The organism is Aquimarina aquimarini, assembly GCF_900299535.1.
GTDB lineage: Bacteria > Bacteroidota > Bacteroidia > Flavobacteriales > Flavobacteriaceae > Aquimarina > Aquimarina aquimarini.
The window spans coordinates 11,733-36,759 of record NZ_OMKE01000009.1; the positions used below are offsets into that span (position 1 = coordinate 11,733).

20 protein-coding genes and 3 tRNA genes are annotated in these 25,027 nt (G+C 33.0%); 11 read left to right on the forward strand and 12 right to left on the reverse strand.

Annotated elements, in window-relative coordinates; translation table 11 throughout:
- Positions 1 to 29: 29 nt before the first annotated feature.
- Together DG508_RS04000 and DG508_RS04005 are read right to left on the reverse strand one after the other, a co-directional pair.
- Positions 30 to 1,418, reverse strand: a complete 1,389-nt coding sequence (locus DG508_RS04000; protein WP_108866901.1) for a RagB/SusD family nutrient uptake outer membrane protein — start codon at positions 1,416 to 1,418, stop codon at positions 30 to 32.
- A 9-nt stretch (positions 1,419 to 1,427) separates the two neighbouring features.
- Complete coding sequence (locus DG508_RS04005; RefSeq protein WP_108867117.1) at positions 1,428 to 4,433, reverse strand: SusC/RagA family TonB-linked outer membrane protein; 3,006 nt, start codon at positions 4,431 to 4,433, stop codon at positions 1,428 to 1,430.
- Between the two features lie 772 nt (positions 4,434 to 5,205).
- Between DG508_RS04005 and DG508_RS04010 the strand changes: the two genes are divergently transcribed.
- Together DG508_RS04010 and DG508_RS04015 are read left to right on the forward strand one after the other, a co-directional pair.
- On the forward strand, positions 5,206 to 6,594 hold the full coding sequence (locus DG508_RS04010) for an Ig-like domain-containing protein (protein WP_159090655.1): 1,389 nt from the start codon (positions 5,206 to 5,208) through the stop codon (positions 6,592 to 6,594).
- 33 nt (positions 6,595 to 6,627) lie between these two features.
- The gene (locus tag DG508_RS04015; protein WP_108866903.1) at positions 6,628 to 8,307 is read left to right on the forward strand and encodes a hypothetical protein; all 1,680 of its coding nucleotides are present in this window, start codon (positions 6,628 to 6,630) and stop codon (positions 8,305 to 8,307) included.
- Between the two features lie 240 nt (positions 8,308 to 8,547).
- On the opposite strand, the gene DG508_RS04020 is transcribed toward DG508_RS04015, so the two are convergent.
- The 8 genes from DG508_RS04020 to tgt form a co-directional block, all read right to left on the reverse strand.
- Positions 8,548 to 9,345: a DUF6503 family protein gene (locus tag DG508_RS04020; RefSeq protein WP_108866904.1), complete on the reverse strand. Its 798-nt coding sequence runs from the start codon at positions 9,343 to 9,345 to the stop codon at positions 8,548 to 8,550.
- A 66-nt stretch (positions 9,346 to 9,411) separates the two neighbouring features.
- Positions 9,412 to 10,428, reverse strand: coding sequence for a DKNYY domain-containing protein (locus tag DG508_RS04025; RefSeq protein WP_108866905.1), 1,017 nt, complete (start codon positions 10,426 to 10,428; stop codon positions 9,412 to 9,414).
- Positions 10,429 to 10,542: 114 nt separating this feature from the next.
- The gene (locus DG508_RS04030; RefSeq protein WP_108867118.1) at positions 10,543 to 11,727 is read right to left on the reverse strand and encodes an asparagine synthetase B; all 1,185 of its coding nucleotides are present in this window, start codon (positions 11,725 to 11,727) and stop codon (positions 10,543 to 10,545) included.
- A gap of 115 nt (positions 11,728 to 11,842) precedes the next feature.
- Positions 11,843 to 13,390, reverse strand: a complete 1,548-nt coding sequence (gene dnaB, locus DG508_RS04035) for a replicative DNA helicase (protein ID WP_108866906.1) — start codon at positions 13,388 to 13,390, stop codon at positions 11,843 to 11,845.
- Between the two features lie 159 nt (positions 13,391 to 13,549).
- Positions 13,550 to 14,503 carry an acetyl-CoA carboxylase carboxyltransferase subunit alpha gene (locus DG508_RS04040; RefSeq protein WP_108866907.1) on the reverse strand — a complete coding sequence of 318 codons (954 nt, stop codon included), beginning with the start codon at positions 14,501 to 14,503 and terminating at the stop codon, positions 13,550 to 13,552.
- Positions 14,504 to 14,576: 73 nt separating this feature from the next.
- Entirely contained in the window at positions 14,577 to 15,485 is a 909-nt protein-coding gene (locus DG508_RS04045; protein ID WP_108866908.1) for a DMT family transporter, read from the reverse strand.
- Positions 15,472 to 16,542 (reverse strand): LptF/LptG family permease, encoded by a 1,071-nt coding sequence (locus tag DG508_RS04050; protein ID WP_108866909.1) that lies wholly within the window; start codon positions 16,540 to 16,542, stop codon positions 15,472 to 15,474. The genes DG508_RS04045 and DG508_RS04050 overlap by 14 nt, the downstream gene beginning before the upstream one ends.
- Positions 16,543 to 16,664: 122 nt before the next feature.
- Positions 16,665 to 17,795, reverse strand: a complete 1,131-nt coding sequence (gene tgt, locus DG508_RS04055) for a tRNA guanosine(34) transglycosylase Tgt (protein ID WP_108866910.1) — start codon at positions 17,793 to 17,795, stop codon at positions 16,665 to 16,667.
- Between the two features lie 176 nt (positions 17,796 to 17,971).
- Between tgt and DG508_RS04060 the strand changes: the two genes are divergently transcribed.
- The 4 genes from DG508_RS04060 (at position 17,972) to DG508_RS04075 (ending at position 21,357) form a co-directional block, all read left to right on the forward strand.
- Complete coding sequence (locus DG508_RS04060) at positions 17,972 to 18,817, forward strand: transketolase (RefSeq protein WP_108866911.1); 846 nt, start codon at positions 17,972 to 17,974, stop codon at positions 18,815 to 18,817.
- Between the two features lie 10 nt (positions 18,818 to 18,827).
- Positions 18,828 to 19,535 carry a hypothetical protein gene (locus DG508_RS04065; RefSeq protein ID WP_159090657.1) on the forward strand — a complete coding sequence of 236 codons (708 nt, stop codon included), beginning with the start codon at positions 18,828 to 18,830 and terminating at the stop codon, positions 19,533 to 19,535.
- Positions 19,532 to 20,485 (forward strand): transketolase family protein, encoded by a 954-nt coding sequence (locus DG508_RS04070; RefSeq protein WP_108866913.1) that lies wholly within the window; start codon positions 19,532 to 19,534, stop codon positions 20,483 to 20,485. Before DG508_RS04065 ends, DG508_RS04070 begins: the two co-directional genes overlap by 4 nt.
- Positions 20,486 to 20,775: 290 nt before the next feature.
- Positions 20,776 to 21,357, forward strand: a complete 582-nt coding sequence (locus tag DG508_RS04075) for a porin family protein (RefSeq protein WP_108866914.1) — start codon at positions 20,776 to 20,778, stop codon at positions 21,355 to 21,357.
- Positions 21,358 to 21,447: 90 nt separating this feature from the next.
- Here the strand turns inward: DG508_RS04075 and DG508_RS04080 are convergent, their stop codons facing one another.
- A complete protein-coding gene (locus DG508_RS04080; RefSeq protein ID WP_108866915.1) occupies positions 21,448 to 22,428 on the reverse strand; it encodes an FKBP-type peptidyl-prolyl cis-trans isomerase in 981 nt (326 codons plus the stop codon).
- A 170-nt stretch (positions 22,429 to 22,598) separates the two neighbouring features.
- On the opposite strand from DG508_RS04080, the gene DG508_RS04085 reads away from it, so the two are divergent.
- Together DG508_RS04085 and DG508_RS04090 are read left to right on the forward strand one after the other, a co-directional pair.
- Positions 22,599 to 22,997: an RNA-binding S4 domain-containing protein gene (locus DG508_RS04085; protein WP_108866916.1), complete on the forward strand. Its 399-nt coding sequence runs from the start codon at positions 22,599 to 22,601 to the stop codon at positions 22,995 to 22,997.
- Positions 22,998 to 23,172: 175 nt separating this feature from the next.
- Positions 23,173 to 23,673 carry a phosphoribosyltransferase family protein gene (locus tag DG508_RS04090; protein ID WP_108866917.1) on the forward strand — a complete coding sequence of 167 codons (501 nt, stop codon included), beginning with the start codon at positions 23,173 to 23,175 and terminating at the stop codon, positions 23,671 to 23,673.
- Here DG508_RS04090 and DG508_RS04095 read toward each other — a convergent pair.
- On the reverse strand, positions 23,665 to 24,186 hold the full coding sequence (locus DG508_RS04095; protein ID WP_108866918.1) for a shikimate kinase: 522 nt from the start codon (positions 24,184 to 24,186) through the stop codon (positions 23,665 to 23,667). The genes DG508_RS04090 and DG508_RS04095 overlap by 9 nt on opposite strands.
- 135 nt (positions 24,187 to 24,321) lie before the next feature.
- On the opposite strand from DG508_RS04095, the gene DG508_RS04100 reads away from it, so the two are divergent.
- From DG508_RS04100 to DG508_RS04110, 3 genes are all read left to right on the forward strand, one after another.
- A tRNA-Lys gene (locus DG508_RS04100) sits at positions 24,322 to 24,394 on the forward strand.
- 80 nt (positions 24,395 to 24,474) lie between these two features.
- Positions 24,475 to 24,547, forward strand: a tRNA-Lys gene (locus DG508_RS04105).
- 69 nt (positions 24,548 to 24,616) lie between these two features.
- Positions 24,617 to 24,700, forward strand: a tRNA-Leu gene (locus DG508_RS04110).
- Positions 24,701 to 25,027: the final 327 nt, after the last annotated feature.

Here is a 25,027-nt window from a genome sequence, read left to right on the forward strand (position 1 = left end):
GAATTCTATACAGTTTTTTTAAATATTATTTAATACCCAGGGTTTTGTGGTAAACCATCTGGATTAACATCTCTTTCTCTTTGAGGAATAGGTAGTACTAAAAAATTATCATCATAATTCAATCCTCCTACAGTACCTTCAAGACGTTTAACATCATGTAATGCAAAACCTTCAAAAGCTAATTCACGTTTTCGTTCATCAATAATATCTTGTAATGTTAGAGCTATTAATGGAATAGCACTTACCCTATCTCTTAGTGCATTTATTTCCTCTAAAGGTGTTAAACCTACATTAGTTCCTAATCTAAAATTAGCTTCAGCTCTTATTAAATGCATCTCGGCAATACGTAAAAAAGGAATATTTGCAAACTGAGATTGCCATTTTAGAGAAACACTATTATCATTATAAAAGAATTGATTTCTCTCATCATTTGGATCGTCAAAAATAGTAAAGAAAGAAGGTTCAACTGATACATCTGCACTAGGAGATCTACCTCCAAACTCTCTAGTTGCCCAAAAGGTATTCATATCATTTCCTCCTGTGCCAATACCAGGAGCTACTTCTCCTGGATCTTGGCTAGTGATTTGCCATGCAAAAATATCTTCATCAGAATCTTCATCATTATTAAACGCTGCAGCATATAACTCAGCAAGAGAATGTCCACTATTCTGTAATACATCATTAGCAGCATCTCTTGCAGCTTCATAATTTCCTTGTTGTAAATATACTCTTGCCAATAAGGCTTGTGCTGCATATTTATCAGCAGAAATACCATTGCTTTCAGGAAGTAGATTATACGCCTCACTAAGATCATTAATAATATGTGTATATACTTCTTCTACAGTTTTTCGTTCAGGAAAAGTAACATCACTTGGATCTAAAACTGCTTTTAATATAATAGGGACTCCTAATTGTGTGTTTCCTCCTCCAGCGCTATAGGGTTGTCCAAAAAACCTTACAAGATCAAAATAAACCAATCCTCTTAAGAATTTTGCTTCACCTTCTACTCTATCGCGATCAGACTCTTCTTCAAAAACAGCTAAATTGGCAAGAACTATGTTTGCTTGGTTACTTACTTCATAAGCATTTAACCAATAGTCTCTAACAAATGTATTATCTGGGACCAATTGCTTTTCAATCAATTGAGCTGGCTGCTCAAAAGTTCCATTCCAAGAAAGGTCAGTATCGTTGGCTAAAAGCTCTGATGCCAAATTTAATCGCCCTCCATATGATACATTTTGCCCTGCTTCATCATAAATCCCTGTCAATATATTTTGCACATTCGCAGGATTAGAAGTGGCTATTTCGGGTAATAAACTTTGTTCTGGTTCTAACTCGAGATTATCTTCGCAACCAATAATAAAAATGGTTAATACAATGATGTATAATTGCTGTGGTATATATTTTAATGTTTTCATAACCGTTGTTTAAAAATCAATATTTATTCCTAAAGTATATGTTTTGGCTGGTGGTGCAGAATAAAAAGCTTCTCCTGCCTGGATATCTGTATTCGCATTAAAATCGGCTGTAGATTCTGGATCATAACCATCATAATCTGTAAAGGTTAGCAAATTAAACCCAGTAAAATAAACTCTAACTCTATCCATTTGGAATTTTCTTGTAACATCACCTGGTATTGTATATCCAAGTGTTAAATTTCTTAATCTTATAAAGTCAGAATCTTGTAAATACCTAGTAGAAGCTTGTTGCCCATTGGTAGAAAACAGCCTTGCTTGAGGTACATTGGTAATATCCCCTGGTCTCTGCCATCTATCTAATTGATCTATTGTTTGATTATCAAAAAACCTTGCATTTCCTGATTGAAATCGACCTCCATTATTGTAAATAGAAGCTCCCCACTCTCCTTGAAAAGTAAATGAAAAATCAATTCCTTTAAACGTAATATTATTTGTTAAACCAGCAGTAAGATCAGGATAAGGACTACCCGCTATAATTCTATCAGCTTCATTAAAATTATTTGTAGTACTTCGATCTATAGACCCATCTGCATTTACGGTATTCTTAATAAATAAAGCATCCCCATTAGCTGGATCTGCCCCAGCATATTCAACTAGATAAAATGAAGAAATAGTTTCTCCTTTTCTTACAATATTTCTACCTGATATAATATCACCTCCAGGAAGCTCTACTATTTCATTATCTAGAGTTGCTAGATTAAACGAAGTACTCCAAGTGAGTTTTTCTGTCGTAATATTTCTTGTGTTTATTACAAACTCAAAACCTTTATTCCTAAGTTCTCCCACATTTCTGGTAATTGTAGAAAATCCCGAAGTCCCTGGTATCGGTTCATCTAATAATAAATCTTCTGTATTTTTAACATAATAATCAATTTCTCCAGATATTCTATTATTTAAAAAACCATAATCTAAACCAATATCAACTTGGTTCGTTCTTTCCCATTTTAAACTTGGGTTTCCTAATTGTGTTGGTGCCAAACCTGCTCGTTGATTATATGGCGACCCTTGAAATAAACTAAGGCTTGCAAAGTTTCCAATACCCGCATTACCAGTAACTCCCCAACTTCCTCTAATCTTTAATAAAGAAAGTACTTCTGAATCTTTAAGAAAATCTTCTTCTGATAGTATCCACCCTGCCGATGCTGCTGGAAACCAACCAAATCTATTATCTTCTCCAAATCTAGAAGAGCCATCATAGCGTAAACTTGCATTCAATAGATATTTTCCTGCAATTGTTAATGAAGTTCTACCAAAATATGATAAAAAATTAAATCGCGTTCTACTAGATCCTCCTGCAGTAATTTCAGCGGCACTATTCAATGTTTCTAAATCATCTGACGGAAACCCCTGACCTTGAACCAGCTGCAATCTCCTCACACTATCTTCATAGCTCATTCCAAAAGTTCCTTCTAAATCAAAAATTTCATTAAATATTTTATTATACGTAAAATAGTTATTTAGATTATATTTTTCGGTCTGTACCGCATTAGCTGTCCCAAAACCACCTACCGAAGCCGATTCTGTTAAGCTTCCTGAAAAACGTTCTGCTACTTGAGATAAGAAGTCATACCCCACTTCGGTTCTGAAATTTAATTCTGGAAATATTTGATATTGTAGATAAGAATTTGCTAGTACTCGCCACACATTAGTTTTAAAACTACCATTAAACTCCTCAGTTAAAAAATTATAATATTCTGTAGAATCATTATTAGGAGTTACGCCATCATCCAAATACGCTGGAGATAGTGGAGATTGTGCAATAGCCTGTAATGGAGTAGCAAATGCATTATCATTTGATATTCTGTCAATAATTGTTTTTGAAACTCCAACATTGGTGCCTATCTTAAATTTTTCAGAAATTGAATGATCCAGGTTGGTTCGAAATGAGTATCGTTCTAGTTCATTCCCCCTTATGATACCATCTGTACTATTGTATGATGTCGAAATGAAAAAACGAGTTTTTTCACCTCCTCCAGATACTGAAACTCCAAAATCTTGAACAGAACCATCTACCAAAGCAAATTCTTGCCAATCGGTATCTACTTCTCCATTCCTCCAATCAGTTCCGTTAGACAAACGTTCAAATTCAGACTCTATTTCCGCCAGCGTGAGGCCACTGTTTAAGGCAGATTCTCTAACCAGTTCTATATATTGTCCAGCATTTAGCCAATCTCTGGTATTTGTTGCTTTACTTAAACCATAAGATGAATTCAAAGATACCTTTGTTTTCCCTCGTTTTCCTTGTTTTGTTGTTATAATAATGACTCCATTTGTCCCTCTAGCCCCATAAATCGCAGCAGAGGATGCATCTTTAAGAATATCAATCGACTCTATATCATTAGGGTTTAACGCTACTAATGGATTAATTGGAGAATTATTGATGGATTCATCATCATTGGTAATAGGAATACCATCTACAACATAGAGAGGTTCCTGAGAAGAAGATATTGTTGAGATACCTCTAACTCGTACTTTAATCCCTCCTTCGACTTTACCGTTTAACTGTGTTACCCTTACACCAGCAGCTTTACCAGTTAAGGAACTCTGCAAACTTGGAGTTGGAATTTCATTTATTTGTTCTGAAGAAATAGAAGCTATATTTGCCGTGATTTTTTTTCTAGATTGAGTCCCAAAACCAACCACAACAACTTCTTCTAAAGCACTTACATCTTCCTTTAGATTTACGTTAATTATATTTTGATTAGCTACTGTTATTTCTTGAGAAATAAAGCCCACATATGAATACACTAGTATTTCTCCTTTTTCAACATTTATTGTGTATTCTCCGTCAAAATCTGTCTGCGCCCCTGTAGATTTTCCCTTTACTAAAATATTTACCCCAGGTAATGGCAGTCCATCTTCTCCCTGAACAGTTCCAGAGATTTTTTGTTGTGCACATATCATGCTTGACACAAAAAAAGCAAGCATAAACAATTTGTAATGATGTAATTTCATAATTCCTCTAAAAGATTTAAAATTAAACAATTAGAATCATCACAAAACAAAACCCTCTTTTTCCATCTCGCAACAACCCATTTAAACTATTATCACTTAAACGCATAAAAAAATAAATATTAACCAATTATACATAGGTTAAATTATGATAATGACAAATATAACGATTATATACTGAATAATATTTAAAACAAAATAAGTCAATAAATTACCTGCATAAAAAGAACTTTATTAGAAGGAAATATTAGCTTAAAAAATCATCAAATCAAATTATAGAATTGATACACTAGATAGCGTGTACCTGCAATAATGTAAGAAAAGAAACTCATGCTTACATTTTTTAATTACGGTAGGAGTTTTTATATCTATTATTCTGTATCAGAATATCATCTTTACCCTTTTTTATGGTTCATTCACCATATAAACAACACTCTTCGCCATGTTAATTAAAAAAGATCGGTAGATATCTATATTTTCGTCTTTCGTTTTAATTTAAATCAGGTGGTATAGCACTTACTAATAAACTAATGATAATTATATCTATTTAATTCTAGTAAACACTTAAAAGCTTTTATCATATCTATAAAAAAGTCTCTTCCAATTTTTAGAGTAATAGTTCACCTCTTATACTGGAAAGAGTTGCACAAGAAAATTTTCTATTTTTCAATAGAACGAAAAGTAATAGCATAGCTTCAAAGAACAGTTTATGTCAAAAAATGATACCTATCAAAATTTATCTTCTCTTAAATCTAATAACAAAAACTTTCATAACATGAAAATCAAATTGTTTTTATCGATTCTTTCTCTCGCCCTTATACTCTCTTGTAATAAGGATGATGATTCAGGGCAATCAAATAAAGAAACAAAATTATATATAACTCATAATAATAAAATCATATACGACGGTGGGTTTCTAATCTCAAAAGCAACTACAACACTAAAAAATGATACCTATCAAAATTCATTTGATTTAAAAATAGATCATGATACTCATATTTTTGATGGCACATTCTCCAAAATACCATACGGTGAATATACTTTGGAAACCAAATTTTATGAAAATGATAAAATTCAATTTTATGCAGATACTATTATAAAATTAGACAACCCTGAAAAAACTATTGATAATCTAATCTTTAAAAAAGTTAACCAATCTGACCCTAATGCTATAATCAAAGATCAATTTCTAAGTGTAAACAAAAATAGAAATCTAACAATAACCCTGGGCCCAGATAAAGATACAGACGGAAATTCTATTACCTATATAGTTACCCCTCAAGAAAATTTTACTTGGGAAGGGACAGCATCTATAGTATATAAAAACAATACTGTAGGTAATTATTCATTAGCAGTTACCGCAAAAGAAACAAATAATAAAGAAACATCAGCTACAATTACCATAGCCGTAAAAGAGCCTGTTTTTTTAGAAGCTCCTTCTGATGTTTTATTTGTTGGAAATAGTTTAACTCATCCTTATGGCCCTCGTTGGGGTGGCGGTAATAGCGATAAAGGTGCTGTAAAATATCATTTACAACAAATTTATAATGAGTTAAACCTAGCCAACAATTTTGTAGAAGCTATTAGAGGAGGAGCCAGTCTAAAAAGACATTATGGATATAATAACCCTCCTAACCCTGACACACCAGGTAACACTTATGAAATAGATAGTATAAAAGCACAACATAATATTACTGTGCTTCAACCTAGTTTGGATGAACCTTTTAACGATCTTGAAGACTTTAAAACATATGGTAAAATATTTATTGATCTAATTCGGGCAGAAAATAGCATCCCTATTCTTTTTCACCCCTGGGCTTTAAAAAATCGTCAAAGAACATACGAAGGGAATCTTAGAGAAACTACAAAACTATGCGATGAGTTAGGGGTTCAATTCGTAGATGTCGGCGCAGTAGTACATCAAATATATCTAGATGATACTACACCAGACAAAGCTCTATATCACAGATTATATGCAGGAGATAGTGACAATACTCATCTTTCTATAGAAGGAATGTATATGGTTGGATTGTCTTTTGCTAAATTTTTTACTGGGGTAAATGCTATTGATATTAACTACAGAGTAGAAGAAGCAGATATAGAATATGCAAATATGATCAAGAGAACAGTAGATCAAGTAATTACAAACAGGTATCAGAATTAATAAACTCTAAACCAATAATCTAACCTATTATTTATGAAATATATACTTCAAATATCAGTATTACTGTTATTTTTTTCTTGTAAATCAGATGATCCAATAGAGAACCCAAGTTCTGATTCATATACATTACAAGATCAAACCATCACGGTAAATCAAAGTGAGACTAAAGTAATTGTTCTTGGAAACGAAAAAAATGCTAGTGGTAATACCTTGACTTATACAGTAAGTCCAGATACTCATACTGCATTTACTACTGAAAAAAATAAAATAGAATACACCTCTGATCAATTAGGTATTGAATCTCTTAACATTAGTGCCACAGATGGAGAAAACACTGAAATAACTGCAAAAATAACAGTTAATGTAATAGATCCTAAAGGAGAAATAACATCCAACTATATTACAAGTAGAGAAATCATACAACCAGATTTGGGAACAGCCCCTCCTACAAAAGGAGAGTCTCGTATAGATCCTGTAACAGGCGTAAAAATTACTAGACTTACTGATGCTAGTGAATTTTCTAACTCTAATGATGCCTTGATTGTCTATTCTCGTTATACTCCAGAAAATTCTGACGGAACATTATTTATAGTTCATGGAGCAAATTCCACTACTAGTTGGATTTTGGAGCGAGAATCAGGTAATATTGTTACAGAATTAAAAAATGCTACAGGCCGCTCTATAGGTGAAGACAACGAAATACGATGGGATATATCTGGTAATCATCCATATCGAGTTTATTTCAGATACGATATGGCACTTTATATGATTGACGATGTTAGAAATCAAGAAGGAACAAGAACACTCATTAAAGATTTTTCTGCTGACATACCTAATGCTACTAAACTCTATAATGATGTAGAAGGAGATAGCTCTAATGATAGTGATCATTGGGCGTGGATGGCAGTTCATTATGATGGTAGAACAAATGTTGTTGATGCTTTTATACATTATCAAATTTCTACAAATACCACACATATATTTAAGCCTTCTGACTTAGCAGGCACAAACCTAGATCATCATAAAAACGATGCTACATTTCCTAGGCCAAATATGGTTGAAATATCACCAACTGGTTCTGGAGTAGTATTACATTATGGTAGGTCTTGGGGAGATGCCAGTTATGGTGTAAGACCAGAAGATATTGGCTCTTGGTTTGACGGACCTCATTTATGGCCTTTAGATTTCAACCATACTGCAAAATCTCCAGTGAAGATATCGATAAGTGAATCTCATTCTGGATGGTCATTTGGAGAAAACGGAGAAGAATTATTCATTAGCCAGAATAACCGTACTGACTGGTTAGATGCAATATCAACTATCTCTGGGTATGATAGTAAAATTGAGATTGCAAGTCATAAAGATTTCGGGTGGTCATGTGGTTTTCATTATGGTAAAATGCCTAATAACAAAAAAGGATGGGTTTTTGTAAACACTTATTCTAATATAAACGAAGCAACACATGACACAGATTGGGCTGCTGATCAGTTATTTATGATCCAAATTAAACCCAGTTCAAGTGAACCTATAGTATGGCGAATCGGACATAATTACAACAACTACAGTGGTGATTATAGAGATGAAGCTCCTGCAGCTATCAACTTACTAGGTAACCGAATTTATTTGTCTAATAATTGGGGAGGACAACTTGACCATAGAGAAGTTTTCTTATATGAATTACCCAACAACTGGAATGAAGTACTAAAAAAATAATAGTTTTATAATTCTCTACTTAAAAGAGGCTGGATTCTTTGTAAATAAACATAGAAATCAGCTTCTTTTTATTTTATACTTGCAAAACAATCTAATACCAACTCTCTCTTGAAATTACCTCTTACGTAATAAGAAGGGGGAAATAACAAAAAACCAATACAATTAATCATATTGGTTTTTTATAAATTATACTATCATATATTCACCTCCTCTTCTTGGGGAGATTAAGAATCTAGCAACTTATAAAGATTTCTCTTTCTCTTCTTCTGGTTTTTTGAATATCGAAGGGGAAGGCTTTTCGATACTTGAACTTGCATTTACAAAACGTACTTCATTTTTAACCTCTCCCACTACTCCATCAGCATATGCTCTCCATTTTAAAGTTTCAGGAAGCAATAAACCATCTACATCACTCCAATCTGCATATTCTACCAAGCTTACTTTTTTACTTGCTTCTTTACTGAAATAGGTAACCGTATACCCCAAGAATTTCATTTTGTTTGAGATCTTATCGAAATACAAAAAGTAGTTATCTTTTGGAGAATCTCCTACGCCCTCACCATAGGATATTTTATATCCAAAATATGCAGTGTCATCTACTGTAAGGTCTTCTATTTTTTCATAAGAAATTCCTTCATCACCTAATACAAAAGGCATTGCATAAAAATAAAACATCAAATTATGGTAGAAACGAGGGTTTCCTTCAAAATAAGTAGAATCTTGTGCTACCCATGCTTCATTACCATCATATCCCAAAGCATATGCATCCGTTTCTATACGTGCATGTCTTGTTTTAAGATCAGTAGTGTGTTTTTCATTCCCGTTAGGTTTTACAATTTCAAAAATCAATGTGTTTCTTTTATCAAAAGTATCAATCCCTCCATGGGCTTTAAAAACAGCTGCAATATCTTCAGGAAAATCTTTAGACCTACTTGGTATAATTTCTTCTTTTACCTGAATTTCTTTTTCAGATTTGACTTCTTTCTTACAAGAAATCATCATTGTACATATTGCTATTGGTATCAGTAACCTTTTCATGATGAGAATGTGTTTTAAAATTTTAAAACACCTTAGTCGATTTTACAGCAAATCCTTACAGAAACATTACCATTTTTTAGATTTACCTACAACTTTCCCTCCTTCGTATGTGTGTTTTTTATCAGAAAACGTATAATTATTATCGTTATACTTGAAGGTTTTAGCATCTGCTCCTTCTACTATTTGCCCTAAAAAAAATACGAAACTAGCATCTTTTGAATACCCATATCCAACTTCTTCAAAAGTTAAAGCATCCGCCTCTTCTATGCGTATTCCTTGATAATAAATACTATTATCTATTTTAACAATAGTATTATCATTATAAAACTGTATTTCTTCTGGTTTTTTAAAAGGAATTCTAATTATTGTATCCATATCCTTTGTCTCTACCCCTCTATCTTTGGTATGAATATACACATACTTATCATCACGAATATATGAAGGCACTAGGGCAACCGCTTCAGATATATTGGCATCAATTTTATATAAAGGTTGTTGATACCTTACCAGATACACCCCATTAATGTCTTTACAAAATTGATCACTAATTACCGCAAAAGATTCATGATCTACTTTTGTAAACTTTTCTTCATTTCTAAAAATGAAATTTTTATCCTTTGCAAAATCATAGTTCAACTGTTCATATGTCTCTGGATCAGCATCTTCAAACACTTTAAAACCTTCTCCCTTTTCACCAATATGATAATAATTATCTGTAAGAATATATACGTGATTTTTATCCATTGGAACATAATTGGCCTTTACTCTAAAGGAAGCTACATCTATTCCAAAATCAATTATTTTAGATTTAAAATAAGCATATTCTTTATCTTTTGCATAATCTCTACCTAGCACCTGAAAAGTAGCCATATCTACCTTCATATCATGTTTTCCTAAAGAAAACCAATTTCCCATAGGACTAAATACAATTCCTTCTCCATCTCTAGTATAGAAGTATGAATCAGACAATTCCTCATTCACCAATTTCCCAAATGGGTTTAAAAAACGATACACCCCATACCCACCTAAAGTAATCAGGAGTACAAAAATAGTTGCCAATATCATCAATATCTTTTTTATCATTGGGTTAGAGTTTGTCTTAATTTTTAACCACTCTTAAGACAAAACTATAAAATATAATAGTCAACTATATCCCTGTAAACAGTGAATCATCAAGACATAAACATCTCAAAATGATTACGTTTTCTGCTTTTTCTTTTTTGCAGCTGGAAAAAGCACATTATTCAATATCAAACGATATCCAGGAGAGTTAGGATGTAATTCTAACTCGGTTTTTGGATCACCTACTCGATGTGTATAGTCTTCTGGATCGTGCCCTCCATAAAAAGTAAAAAACCCTTTTCCTTTGATTCCATGTATATAACGGGCCTCTGAATTTGTTCTATTCTCTCCCAACACCAACACATTAGACTTAATCTCATTTGGGTTATACGCAGTAGTTTGCCCCATAAACCCTTTTACCAAAGCAGTATGATTTTGGCAAAGCATTGTTGGAATTGGATCCCATTTGGCCGAAAAGCTCATTAAAGTAAAATAATCAGTAGTTTTAGAAATACGACGATTTCTAGTCATATCTATAGAAGAAAACTCATATACATTTGGGCTACGCTCAAGTGTAAAATTTTTAAAAGCAAAAGTTTTATTAAAATCTATTTTTGATTGATATCCTGGTTCACTAGGGTCTCCATCAAACATAGGTTCACAAATATCTATTCCTTCTGCCGCCAAAGCTATTTCAAAACTATCAGTAGCACTACACATTGCAAACATAAACCCTCCTCCAACAACATAATCTCTAATCTTGAGAACAACCGCCAACTTTTCTTCTGAAACTTTTGAATACCCTAAAGTTTTTGCAAGTTTTTCTGCTGCTTTTTTCTCTCTTATATACCATGGCGCTGCTCTATATGAAGCATAAAACTTACCATATTGTCCTGTAAAATCTTCATGATGCAAATGCAACCAGTCATATAAGATTAAATTATCTTCTAAAACTTCCTTATCATAAATTGTCTCATAAGGAATTTCTGCAAAGGTCAATACCATCGTCACTGCATCATCCCAAGGTTGATTTCCTTTTGGAGAATACACTGCTATTTTAGGGGCTTTCTCTAAAACAACAGCTTCCATATTCTGCGATGGACTACTAATTTCCGCAAGAATATCATTTGTTTCTGCATCACTCAGTACTTCATAAGAAACCCCTCTAATCGTACATTCTTTTCTTATATTATCTACATCTGGCAATAAAAATGATCCTCCTCTGTAGTTCAGCAACCATTTTACTTTGATGTCTTTACTTAGCGTCCAGTACGTAATACCATAAGCTTTTAGGTGGTTTTGCTGGCTTTCTGCATCCATGGGTATCAACACATAAGATGCATATGATTGAAATGTAAATAAAAGAAGAAATATAATTATAAGATATTGAAATCTTCTTTTTGGGTTCAAAGAAGATTTCAATAGTTGTAATATTTTAGAAAGGTACTTCATCGTCATCACTAGAGTCATTTATGCTACTCCCAAAAGCTTCATCAGCACTAGGAAGATGATTTGTACTAAACGGTTCATCTTCTTCTTTACCATCATTCATTTTAGAATGAAACTCAAAAGGAGTACTAAAATCATCTAAGTTATCAAATTTACCTAAGTGACCAATAAATTTTAACCTAATATTTTCTAATCCACCATTACGGTGTTTTGCCACAATAAATTCACCTTGACCTTGAGTAGATGATCTTTCTTCATCATCCCACTCATCAATTTTATAATATTCAGGTCTAAAGATAAAGGCTACAATATCTGCATCCTGCTCAATCGCTCCAGATTCACGAAGGTCACTCAATAATGGTCTTTTACTTCCTCCACGAGTTTCTACAGCCCTTGACAACTGAGATAAAGCAATTACAGGAATATTCAATTCTTTTGCCAAAGCTTTCAGGTTACGAGAAATCGTTGATATTTCTTGTTCACGATTTCCATTTTTACCACTTCCTCCAGCAGTCATTAATTGTAGGTAATCAATCACAATCATTCGTATGCCATGCTGCGATGCCAAACGTCTTGCTTTTGCTCTAAGGTCAAAAATTGATAGTGATGGAGTATCATCAATAAACAATGGTGCTTTTTCTAGATCTTTTACTTTTACATTAAGTTGTTCCCACTCGTGTTTCTCTAACTTACCAGTACGTAATTTCTCTGAAGAAAGACCTGTTTCTGAAGAAATCAAACGTGTAATCAGCTGAACTGACGACATCTCCAGAGAGAAAAAAGCTACAGGAATATTACTTCCAACAGCCATATTTCTTGCCATAGACAATGTTAAAGCGGTTTTACCCATACCTGGACGAGCGGCCACAATGATCAAGTCACTTGGTTGCCAACCAGAAGTTAGCTTATCTAGTTTATCAAAACCAGAAGGAACACCACTCATCCCCTCTTTATTTGAGATCTCTTGTATTTTTTTCTTTGCTTGTATTACAAGACTCTGCGCACTCTCTGTAGATCGTTTAATATTTCCTTGAGTAACCTCATACAATCTGGATTCTGCCATATCCAAAAGATCAAAAACATCAGCAGTTTCATCATAGGATTCTTCAATAATTTCATTCGAAATTTTAATCAAACTTCGTTGTATATATTTCTGAAGAATAATTCTAGCATGAAACTCAATATGGGCAGAAGAGGCTACTTTTTGAGTTAATTGTATTAAGTAATAATCACCTCCTGCCAATTCTAGTTTTGAATCTTTCTTTAATTGAGTCGAAACCGTTAACAAGTCAATAGGCTCAGAGTTTTCAAAGAGTTTAAAAATCGCTTCAAAGATGTACTGATGGGCTTCTCTATAAAAAACATCGGGATTTAATATATCAATAATTTCATCAACCCCTTTTTTATCAATCATCATTGCTCCAAGCACAACTTCCTCTAAATCAACTGCTTGAGGAGGTATTTTTCCTTTTTCAAGCGAAATTACGTTCCCCCGATCGTAATTCATTTGTTTAGTTTGCTTTACTTTTTCCATGGTTACGAATGTAAAAAATTGTACCTAAATATAAAGATACGAATGTCCACTGGTCTTCAACAAATGGACTGTTAATAACTCTATTTTATTGTTAATAAGCATAAAAAAAATCTGAAGTCTACAACTTCAGATTCAGGTAGTAAGTGATTCTTTTGGAGATTAATCTTTAAATACTCCCATATTTGCATATTTCTCCATTCGTTTTCCTACAAGTTCTTCTGGTGATAAGTTTTTTAATTCTTCAAAAGATGCCAAAATTTTATCTCGCACTGTTTTGAACGTTGTTTCTCTATCACTATGAGCTCCACCTAATGGTTCTCTTACAATCTCATCAACTACATTAAGCTTTACACTATCTTTTGCTGTTAACTTCAACGCTTCAGCAGCCAGTTCTTTCTGTTCCCAACTTCTCCATAAAATAGAAGAGCAGTTTTCTGGAGATATTACTGAGTACCATGCGTTTTCTAACATCAACACTTTGTCTCCTACTCCAATACCTAATGCACCTCCACTGGCTCCTTCTCCAATTACAATTACAATCACAGGAACTTTAAGACGTGTCATTTCTAATATATTACGAGCAATTGCTTCTCCTTGTCCACGCTCTTCTGCTTCTAATCCTGGGTATGCTCCAGGAGTATCGATAAAAGTTACGACAGGAAGGTTAAACTTCTCTGCACTTTTCATCAAACGTAAAGCTTTGCGATACCCTTCTGGGTTTGCCATTCCAAAATTACGATACTGTCTAGTCTTGGTATTATAACCTTTTTGTTGACCGACAAACATAAAACTCTGATCACCAATTTTTCCAAGACCACCAATCATTGCTTTATCATCACGAACATTTCGGTCACCGTGTAACTCTAAAAACGATTCTCCACAGATTGCATCTATATAATCCAAGGTATAAGGCCTTGAAGGGTGTCTAGACAACTGAACTCGTTGCCAAGGTGTAAGATTTTTGTATATTTCTTTTTTGGTTTCTTTTAATTTTTTTTCAATTTGCTTACAAGTATCTGTAACATCAACCTCGCTTTCTTCGCCTATGGCGCAAGCTTTTTCAAATTGCTCTTCAAGCTCTTTAATAGGGAGTTCAAAATCTAAATATTCCATATCAAGAATATATTTATATTACTAGGGTTAGCCGACAAATATAAAAACTTTACTTCGTAAAGTAGTGTAAAGTTCATGCTCTTTTTCTTTTTTTAGCATTTTTAAAGATTCCATTCATTATAACCGTACAGAGAATAATAGCTGCTCCGTAGTAAAACTGGGGGTTCATCTTCTCTGCTTCTCCAAAAATTAAAAAAGCCAATATAATACCATATACAGGTTCCATATTAACCGTAAGCATTACTGTATAAGGACTCAAATATTTCATTACCTGCACCGAACCTATAAATGCATATGCTGTGCAAACAGAAGCTAATAATAGCATATACAACCAATCAGAGGTAGATAATTGAAAAAATGAAAGTGTAAATCCTTCTGTCTTTTTTCCAAAAACAGTCATTATTAATAAATAAATTGTTACAACCCCTACTCCACTCAATAATTCATAAAATGAAATCATTGATGGACGGTGTTGCTGTGCAACTTTCCCGTTTATAAGAGAAAAAACTGCTGACAAAAACGCTGAACACAATGCATATATAATCCCTTCTATATAATTCCCTTCTACCTTAAAAATGATATACAATCCTATAATAACCAGAATCCCAAAAAAAACTTCATACCAGATCATTTTTCTCTTATAAAAAATGGGTTCGAGTATAGAAGTAAAAAAAGCTCCTGTTGAAAGCATTGATAATGTTATTGATATATTAGACACTTTGATTGCAGCAAAAAAGGTAATCCAGTGCAAAGCGATAATAATTCCTGCTAAAAAAAGGGTAAAAAATAATCTTCTGGAAATACTTAGAGATATTTTCTTGAAACAAATGAATCCATAAATAAAAACAGAAGCAAGAAGCATCCTATACCAAACTAAAGGAAGCGCATCGATAGAAATCAGCTCTCCTAAAACTGCGGTAAAACCCCATACAAATACTATAAAATGTAAATGAAGGTAATTTTTAAGTTTAACGCTTGGCATTATACAATAGATAAATAGCTAAAATCCCAAAAGATATATTAGGAAACCATACTGCAATTATTGGTGGAAAATCAGATTGATTTGCCAATGTACCTAATACTTTATCAAAAAAGATAAAAACAAATGCCAAAGAAATACCCACCGCAAGATTAACTCCCATTCCTCCTCTTCTCTTCATAGAAGAAACTGCTACACCAATTACTGTAAGAATAAAGGCAGACACAGGGATACTCCATCGCTTATATGCTACCACTTTATATCTATTTATATCTGATGAACCTCTTTTACTTTCTTTTTTTATAAACTTACTTAATTCTGTATAATTCAAGGTTTCTGCCACATAAGTAACTGGCGTAAATTCATCTATATTAAATGGTAGGATGGTATCTTTGGTTTTCGCTTTTTCTATAATATCTTTATCCTCTAAAACTGTACGTTTTACATAATCTTTTAATTCATAAACACTATCCTTAAACACAATATTCCTAGCAGATATCTTAATACGTAATGTGTTTCCATCAAAATATTCTAATGTAAAATTTGTGGCAGACTTCTCTAGAGGTTTAAAATTATTTGCATACAAGAACATACTGTCATTAAGTTGTCTATATACATTTTTTGTTTCTTGTACTTTTTTATTTTTCTTGAGATAAGAATACTTAAATTCATTAAACCCTTGACTAGCTTTGGGAGCCAAAAACAATCCCATTGCCAATGCCCCTATACAAATTATAACAGCTCCTACCATATAGGGTCTAAGAAACCTCCAAAAGGAAACTCCAGAACTTAAAAAAGCAATAATTTCGGTTTTGTTTGCTAGTTTTGAAGTAAACCATATTACTGATAGAAATACAAAAAGAGGAAATAGTAGATTAGCAAAATATATTGTAAAATCAAGATAATACCCTATTACTGCATCAAGGGGTACTTTATGCTCTAGCATATTATCTATTTTTTCTGAAAGATCTACAATAATTCCTATCGGAATAAAAAGCAAGATCATTGTAAAAAATGTCCCCAAATACCTTTTAAGTATGTACCAGTCTAATATTTTCATTAAAATTCTTATAAATTCAAACCTCTATACTTTGTCTTGACAACCTGATTACTGAAGTTTTAAATATCAACAATCGCACTCATATAGAGATTACTCTTTTTTACTTCTTATTACCTCAATCGTTATAATCTTTTATCCATTTGCTTCACCATCATATTCTTCCAAGAATAAAAATCTCCAGCCAATATATGTTTTCTCGCTTCTCGAACCAACCACAGATAAAATCCAAGATTATGTATCGTTGCTATTTGTTTTCCTAATAATTCATTAACCGAAAAAAGATGTTTTAAATATGCTTTTGAATACTCTGTATCTACAAAAGTAATCCCCATCTCATCAATAGGAGAAAAATCATCCTGCCATTTCCTGTTTTTTATATTAATAGTACCGTGTGCTGTAAATAACATTCCATTACGAGCATTACGTGTTGGCATTACACAATCAAACATATCTATCCCTAACGCTATATTCTCAAGAATATTAATAGGAGTCCCTACTCCCATTAGATATCTTGGCTTATCTTCTGGCAAAATCTCAGTAACCACTTCTGTCATTGCATACATTTCTTCTGCGGGTTCTCCTACAGACAATCCTCCTATAGCATTACCAACAGCTCCTGCATTGGCAATATATTCTGCTGATTGCCTTCTAAGATCTTTATAAGTACTCCCTTGTACTATTGGGAAAAAAGCTTGATCATATCCATATTTAACTGGAGTTTTTTCTAAATGTTGCACACAACGATCCAACCACCTATGTGTCATATGCATACTTCTTTTTGCATATCTATAATCACAAGGATAAGGAGTACACTCATCAAAAGCCATAATAATATCTGCTCCAATGGTACGCTGGATTTCCATGACGTTTTCTGGAGTAAACACATGATAAGAACCATCTATATGAGACTTAAACTTTACTCCTTCTTCTTTTATTTTACGATTATCAGACAACGAATATACTTGGTATCCTCCACTATCTGTAAGAATGTTTCTATCCCAATTCATAAACTTATGTAGTCCTCCTGCTTTTTCAAGAATAGGGGTCTGAGGTCTCAAATATAAATGATAGGTATTACCAAGAATAATATCAGGGTTAATATCATTTTTCAATTCTCTCTGATGCACACCTTTTACAGTTCCTACTGTTCCTACTGGCATAAAAATAGGAGTTTCTATCACTCCGTGATCTGTCGTTATTTTTCCTGCCCGAGCACTGCTCTCTGGGTCTTTAGATAAAAGGTCAAATTGCATAATTCCTGTTTGGTAGAGCGCAAAGATAGCTAACTAAAATTACATGGATCTACTTAGGTTTTCTAAAACTTTTTGTTATTAACAATAGTTTCTTAATTAAAAGCAGGCTATACATTTTGTCACCGCATACAAAACCTGTATTTTTGGAGCTTTATTATCAAGAAATCAGCAGTATAATGCCAAAAACAAAACAATTAGAAGATTTTGCAACACAGGTTCGTAGAGATATTTTACGACAAGTACACAAGGTTAATTCTGGTCACCCAGGAGGTTCCTTGGGCTGTACCGAGTTTTTCGTTGCCTTGTATCAAGAAATTTTAGATCGAAAAGATGATTTTGACATGAATGGTATCGATGAAGATATCTTTTTCTTGTCTAATGGCCACATCTCTCCAGTTTATTATAGTGTATTAGCACGAAGTGGATATTTCCCCGTTGAAGAGCTAAATACATTTAGACTAATCAATAGTAGATTACAAGGACACCCAACTACTCATGAAGGGTTACCTGGTATTCGTATTGCTTCGGGATCACTAGGACAAGGAATGTCTGTAGCTTTGGGTGCGGCACAAGCAAAAAAGCTAAACAATGACCCTCATCTTGTCTATAGTTTACATGGTGATGGTGAGCTACAAGAAGGCCAAATATGGGAAGCTGCAATGTATGCTGCTGGAAAAAAAGTAGACAACCTAATTGCTACAATAGATTACAACAAAAAGCAAATTGATGGTGCTACAGACGATGTATTACCTCTAGGAGATCTAAGAGCTAAATTTGAAGCTTTTGGTTGGGATGTTATGGAAATCAAAGAAGGAAATAACATCGCTGCGGTTGTAGAAGGATTAAAAGAAGCAAAAAGTAGAACTGGTAAAGGAAAGCCTGTTTGTATACTGATGCATACAGTAATGGGTAATGGAATAGATTTTATGATGCACACACATGCGTGGCATGGTAAAGCACCTAATGATGAGCAATTAGAAATCGGACTGGCTCAAAACCCAGAAACACTTGGTGATTATTAAAACTCAAGGAATGAAAATGACAAAACTATTATTTTCTATTGCAGTAATAGCATTTGTATCGATTCACTCTTATGGTCAAAAAGTAAAAATTGATTATTCTGTCGATTATGAAATCGAAAAAAGAGGAAAAAAAGATACAATTACTATAGGTTTTAGTAAAAGCGGTGATTATTTATATTCTGATGCTGATTTACTCGGTCAAGGTTTTAAAAATTCAGTTTTTAGACGTCGAAACGCAGATTTTACAAATTCAGAATTACATACTGTTTTTGACATAAAAAATCGATTCGTTTGCTTCTTGATGAGTTTTGATAAAAATGAATTTTTTATGAAAATGAATATTGATGATTTTATTCCCCCAATGAATAACAAATCTTCATTTGATAAAATAACAGAATTTGTTCTTGAAAAAACAGATAAACAGATAGAAATCGAGAATACATCATACGATATTCACAACTTTTATTTTGATAGTGAACCCAATGAAAAAATTGAAATAGCATATGCTAAAGAAATCGAGTTTGATAATTCTGTTCTAATGAATTCTTTATACACTATGCTAACAGGAAAAGATGGGCAATCAAAAATAAAAACACCAATAATCAATGGGGTTATACTCTATATTGCCAGTAAACGTAAAACGTTATTCAAAGCAATAAAAATAGATACAAACCCTAAAACTTTAGACATTAACTTTAGTTATAAAATTACAGAATGAAAAAATATATAGATACAGGAAAAAAAGATACTCGTTCTGGTTTTGGAGCTGGTTTAGAAGAATTAGGTAAAACTAACGAGAACGTAGTTGCACTATGTGCTGATTTGATTGGTTCTTTAAAAATGGATGCTTTTATTGCAAACCACCCAGAGCGCTTTTTTCAAATAGGAATTGCTGAAGCAAATATGATGGGAATTGCTGCTGGACTAACTATTGGTGGTAAAATTCCTTTTACAGGAACTTTTGCTAATTTTTCTACTGGTCGTGTATATGATCAGATACGTCAATCTATAGCGTATAGCGATAAGAATGTAAAAATTTGTGCATCACATGCAGGATTAACCTTGGGTGAAGATGGTGCTACCCACCAAATCCTAGAAGATATTGGTCTTATGAAAATGTTGCCTGGAATGACTGTAATCAACACCTGTGATTACAACCAAACCAAAGCGGCTACCATTGCAATTGCTGATTATGAAGGCCCTGTATATTTACGTTTCGGAAGACCTAAAGTAGCTAATTTTACTGCTGAGGATCAAAAATTTGAAATTGGTAAAGCTGTTTTATTACAAGAAGGAACCGATGTAACTATTGTCGCTACTGGTCACCTTGTTTGGGAAGCTTTGCAAGCTGCAGAATCTTTACATGAACAAGGAATCAGTGCAGAAGTAATCAATATACACACCATCAAACCTCTTGATGATGAAGCTATACTAAACTCTGTAAAGAAAACAGGTTGTGTAGTTACCGCAGAAGAACACAACTTCCTAGGAGGTTTAGGAGAGAGTGTTTCTAGAGTGTTAGCAAAACACCTTCCTTCTCCGCAAGAGTTTATTGCTACAAATGATACTTTTGGAGAAAGCGGAACTCCAGAACAGCTTATGGAGAAATATGGCCTAAATGCCAAATCTATATACGAAGCTGCTCAAAAAGTAGTAAAAAGAAAATAACAACTACTCAAAGTATATCTAAAAAGCCTTCTGAATTATTCAGAAGGCTTTTTTTTTAGCCCACTCCATTCTAAAATAATTTAAAACAACTGTCGTTATCCATATACTAGCCATTTTACCAAAATCATTCAATTTTTTATTAATCTATAATCCACTTTATACTTTAGAGCGTCTGATAACGCAGGTCGAACTATTATAAAAACACATAACATGATAACATGTTTTAAAACAGTTTTACTGCAATAGACTTTCTAATACTTAAAAATGGATTCACGTAAAACTGTTTTATAATGAAAAATATTTTTGTTTGTTTTGTACTATTTAGCTCTTGCATTCTAGCACAAGAAAAAAGAACAACCTTTGGAGTAAAGGCTGGATTTAATTATGGTGACAATGGTAAGATTGAAATTACCGATGCTACCAGAACATCTGCCGATGATCGTGTTGGGTATCATTTAGGAATTTTCCTGAGAGGAAACCTAACTGATAATATATACCTAAAACCAGAACTACAATACACTGTAAACAATAGTATTTATTATCTTGATGGAGCTGATCTTGATTATACTATCAAAAAATTAGACGCACCTATTCTTCTTGGAATTTTTATTTTGAAACCAATACATATTTTTGCAGGGCCAGCTTTGCAATACATCGTAGAAAACGATCTTGAAGATGTGAGGCTTGGTAATGTAAAAAATAAATTTACTGTTGGATTACAATTTGGTGCTGGATTACAACTTGGTCGTCTTAATATTGATGTGCGGTATGAGCGAGGGTTAAACAAAAATAAAGCAAAATCAATAAATGAAGATATTAGAGTTGATTCTAGACCGAATCAACTTATCCTAGGCGCTTCCTTAGATTTATAAAATAAAAAAAAGCGAAACTCTGGTATGATCTACCAGAGTTTCGCTTTTTATCAACCTTTAGAAGGTATATTATCTTTTATTTAAGGACTACTAGTCGTTTTTTTTCTCTCTATCATCAAAATCTAAGTGATTCTTTATCCCGTCCCCATCATCATCATAAAAAGTAATTTCGTCTAGAGTAATCACTCCATCTTCATTTACATCAACAGAGGTTATCTCATCTCTTGTTAGCACCCCATCTCCATCATCATCATTATCTACATAATTTGGGCTTAAATTCTCATCTGTATCATCATCAGCATCTAAAACCAAACGATCTCCATCTAAATCCTCTAAGTACGAAGGAATTCCGTCTGCATCATGATCAGATTGATTTACATCAAACAATTGAATATTAAAAATCAAAGGAGAATATGCTGGGATTCCTGGTTGAGTTCTATTAAAATATCCCAATCCAGAGGGTATAAATAGCACTGCATGACCATAATCATTCTCATATAGAGGAATACCATCATTACTAATTTTTTTAACTCCAGATGCTCCTCTAAAATCTATAAGAGCTTCTCTCCACCCTTCAATAACTGCCCCGCTAGGACTTGCCTGATCAAACCAATGGTATGTTATTGCGCTATCAAATAAGGCATCATCATTATACAGCAATTCACCTCTATATGTTACCAAAGTAGAATCAGCATAGGTAGGCTTATGACTTCCTGCACCTTCATTCAATTTTAGCACATATAACTTATACTCTACTCCATCTCGAGTTATTTTTTTAGTAGTCAATAAATTAGACTCTATAATTGGCATCTCTGCACTGTTATCACCTGCTATAGTATCTAACTTTGCTATCTCATATTCTGCCACCGTATCATTATCCAAAAATACTTTTTCTACTTTATAGAAATGTGTTTTTAGATATTCCTGAAGCATTGCATCATCTGTTTGTTGTTGCTCCCCTCTATCTCTTGGCGGAACTGTTACTACATCTCCCCCATCATCATCTTTTTTACAAGCACATAAAGCCACCAAAGCAAATACTATGGCGTAACTATACTTTCTTATATTCATCTATTTACTTTTTTAAAGGTTGCAAGATACGATTTTCTCGTACTTTTGTTTCATCTGTTTATATTTTTTGTTTTTATAATCAGATCTAGCAGAAAATACTTAATTATAATTAATCGTATTTTGCTATTTTTCTAATTGTTTAATTTTTTTTAAAACGCATTTTATTTCTTATGCGAGTTGATAAATACTTATGGTGTATACGATATTTCAAAACTCGTACTATCGCCACAAAAGCCTGTAAAGATGGTAAAATCCGTGTAAACGGAGATATTGTAAAACCATCAAGAGAAATCTATCCTATGGATAAAATTATGGTTCGCAAAAACCAAGTCAATTATGAACTGGTTGTACTTGATACTCCTGATAGTCGAATCGGTGCCAAACTTGTCGATATCTATCGTAAAGACACTACACCTAAAGAAGCGTTGCAAAAATTAGATCTTTTAAAATATTCAAAGGAGTATTATCGTAAAAAAGGAACAGGAAGACCTACCAAAAAAGATAGGCGTGATATTGATGACTGGTTTACTGGTGACACCACAGATGATGGAGATGATAATGAAGAATAGGTATCTATAAAAGATATTTTTTTTACCTAAGAAAGATCTTCAATTTCCTGATCAAAAAGAACTCTTTTTTATATTTGAAAAATATAACCCTATTTATAAAAACAAAATTTGTTTAAGATTAAAATAATAGGTTGTTTATTTATACTATTGTACTACTAAATCAATATTTCAAGACATGCAAGCTGATCATAACACTATTCTAAATCACGAACAAATACAACATAAAGTAAAACGAATTGCTTATCAGATTTATGAATCCAATGTTAATGAAAAAGAAATTGTCATTGCAGGTATTGCAGAAAATGGATATATTTTTGCTCAACGTTTAGCTTCAATTTTAGAAGACATCTCTGATTGCCAAGTGACTCTTTGCAAAGTTACTATGAATAAAAAATCTCCACACAATACTATTCAAACTTCTATTACTCCAGAGCACTATAAAAACAAATCTTTGGTTCTTGCAGATGATGTACTTAATTCGGGCACTGCTCTTGTTTATGGTGTAAAACATTTTCTTGATGTTCCTCTTACCAGATTTAAAACAGCAGTATTGGTAAATAGAAATCATAAAAAATATCCTGTCAAAGCAGATTTTAAAGGAATTTCTTTATCTACTTCTTTACATGAACATATCGTTGTACAGTTTGGAGACAAGGATGTTGCTATTTTAAAATAACAGCGCTATCACCTCATCATTGATTTGATTTGCTTCTTTATGATCAGTATTTACCTTACAATCGGCTTTATTATAATAAAAAGAGCGTTCAAAAAGATGTTTACGAATAAAGTCTTTCAATTCGTCTAGCGTAGTTGTATGGGCTATTAGTGGACGCTTATACCGTTCTTCAAACAATCTTTTTGTTAATTCGTCTAATGAGGTTTGTAAATAAACACTTTTTACTCCTTCTTTTTGTGTAACAATATCTATGTTTCCAGCAAAACAAGGAGTTCCTCCTCCAAGAGAAATAACTGCATCATCATACGTCTTTAATACCTCTTTAAGATACAAAGATTCCTTTTTTCTAAAATAAATCTCGCCTTGATCTTCAAAAATCTCAGAAATTGATTTTTTTTCTTGATTTTCTATGTAATCATCCAAATCTAAGTACTCAAATTTTATCTTTTCTGATAATTCTTTACCAATCAAAGATTTACCACTACCCATATATCCTAGTAAAACTACATTCATATTATAAAAATTAAATAGATCTTGTCAAAAATAAGTGTCTTTTTAAATAAAATGAAAATTTATATGAATTTCTTCTTGATTAATAAATTAATGATAGTATATTTGCACCCGCATTCAAGGAAAAACAGAATGTATGACCGGGTAGCTCAGTTGGTAGAGCATCTCCCTTTTAAGGAGAGGGTCCTGGGTTCGAGCCCCAGCCCGGTCACTAAAAAAATAAATAATAATCTGAATCTGATACTTATTATTTATTTAGTTCTTAAAAATATCAGATAACACAATTTATATGACCGGGTAGCTCAGTTGGTAGAGCATCTCCCTTTTAAGGAGAGGGTCCTGGGTTCGAGCCCCAGCCCGGTCACTAATTAAAGTATCGTATTTTTTTTACGATACTTTTTTAGTTTTATAGTATATTGTATTCAAATTTATTGCCCAGGTGCTGGAACTGGTAGACAGGCATGGTTGAGGGCCATGTGTCCATTAGGGCGTGCGGGTTCGACTCCCGCTCTGGGCACAATTATCTTCGCTACAAAATGATAATCAGAAAGTAAAAAATATAGTGGTAAGTCTAAACTTATTAACCTTTATTAATTTATATTTCACACCTTTTCAAACTTGGATCAAAATCAAAAGTTGTTTTTATGCAAATATTCTAGTTAATCTAAAAAGAAAGAATTCTAAATTTCTCATACCTCTTTGAACTGTACTCTAAACCCTTTTATTTTTGCATTAAAGGGTTCTGCCGAAACATTTGGTTTAAATTTAATGTGTTAATAAAGAGTTAATCTTAAACTGGATATAACATTTAGTTTCGTTTTTTGTAGATTCACGTCAGCCCTTC

What these genes read in the sequence shown, in the direction of transcription:
- DG508_RS04000 (WP_108866901.1), bottom strand. Translation starts at nt 1,418, where the DNA reads ATGAAAACATTAAAATATATACCACAGCAATTATACATCATTGTATTA.
- DG508_RS04005 (WP_108867117.1), bottom strand. Translation starts at nt 4,433, where the DNA reads ATGAAATTACATCATTACAAATTGTTTATGCTTGCTTTTTTTGTGTCA.
- DG508_RS04010 (WP_159090655.1), top strand. Translation starts at nt 5,206, where the DNA reads ATGAAAATCAAATTGTTTTTATCGATTCTTTCTCTCGCCCTTATACTC.
- DG508_RS04015 (WP_108866903.1), top strand. Translation starts at nt 6,628, where the DNA reads ATGAAATATATACTTCAAATATCAGTATTACTGTTATTTTTTTCTTGT.
- DG508_RS04020 (WP_108866904.1), bottom strand. Translation starts at nt 9,345, where the DNA reads ATGAAAAGGTTACTGATACCAATAGCAATATGTACAATGATGATTTCT.
- DG508_RS04025 (WP_108866905.1), bottom strand. Translation starts at nt 10,428, where the DNA reads ATGATAAAAAAGATATTGATGATATTGGCAACTATTTTTGTACTCCTG.
- DG508_RS04030 (WP_108867118.1), bottom strand. Translation starts at nt 11,727, where the DNA reads ATGGATGCAGAAAGCCAGCAAAACCACCTAAAAGCTTATGGTATTACG.
- dnaB (WP_108866906.1), bottom strand. Translation starts at nt 13,390, where the DNA reads ATGGAAAAAGTAAAGCAAACTAAACAAATGAATTACGATCGGGGGAAC.
- DG508_RS04040 (WP_108866907.1), bottom strand. Translation starts at nt 14,503, where the DNA reads ATGGAATATTTAGATTTTGAACTCCCTATTAAAGAGCTTGAAGAGCAA.
- DG508_RS04045 (WP_108866908.1), bottom strand. Translation starts at nt 15,485, where the DNA reads ATGCCAAGCGTTAAACTTAAAAATTACCTTCATTTACATTTTATAGTA.
- DG508_RS04050 (WP_108866909.1), bottom strand. Translation starts at nt 16,542, where the DNA reads ATGAAAATATTAGACTGGTACATACTTAAAAGGTATTTGGGGACATTT.
- tgt (WP_108866910.1), bottom strand. Translation starts at nt 17,795, where the DNA reads ATGCAATTTGACCTTTTATCTAAAGACCCAGAGAGCAGTGCTCGGGCA.
- DG508_RS04060 (WP_108866911.1), top strand. Translation starts at nt 17,972, where the DNA reads ATGCCAAAAACAAAACAATTAGAAGATTTTGCAACACAGGTTCGTAGA.
- DG508_RS04065 (WP_159090657.1), top strand. Translation starts at nt 18,828, where the DNA reads ATGAAAATGACAAAACTATTATTTTCTATTGCAGTAATAGCATTTGTA.
- DG508_RS04070 (WP_108866913.1), top strand. Translation starts at nt 19,532, where the DNA reads ATGAAAAAATATATAGATACAGGAAAAAAAGATACTCGTTCTGGTTTT.
- DG508_RS04075 (WP_108866914.1), top strand. Translation starts at nt 20,776, where the DNA reads ATGAAAAATATTTTTGTTTGTTTTGTACTATTTAGCTCTTGCATTCTA.
- DG508_RS04080 (WP_108866915.1), bottom strand. Translation starts at nt 22,428, where the DNA reads ATGAATATAAGAAAGTATAGTTACGCCATAGTATTTGCTTTGGTGGCT.
- DG508_RS04085 (WP_108866916.1), top strand. Translation starts at nt 22,599, where the DNA reads ATGCGAGTTGATAAATACTTATGGTGTATACGATATTTCAAAACTCGT.
- DG508_RS04090 (WP_108866917.1), top strand. Translation starts at nt 23,173, where the DNA reads ATGCAAGCTGATCATAACACTATTCTAAATCACGAACAAATACAACAT.
- DG508_RS04095 (WP_108866918.1), bottom strand. Translation starts at nt 24,186, where the DNA reads ATGAATGTAGTTTTACTAGGATATATGGGTAGTGGTAAATCTTTGATT.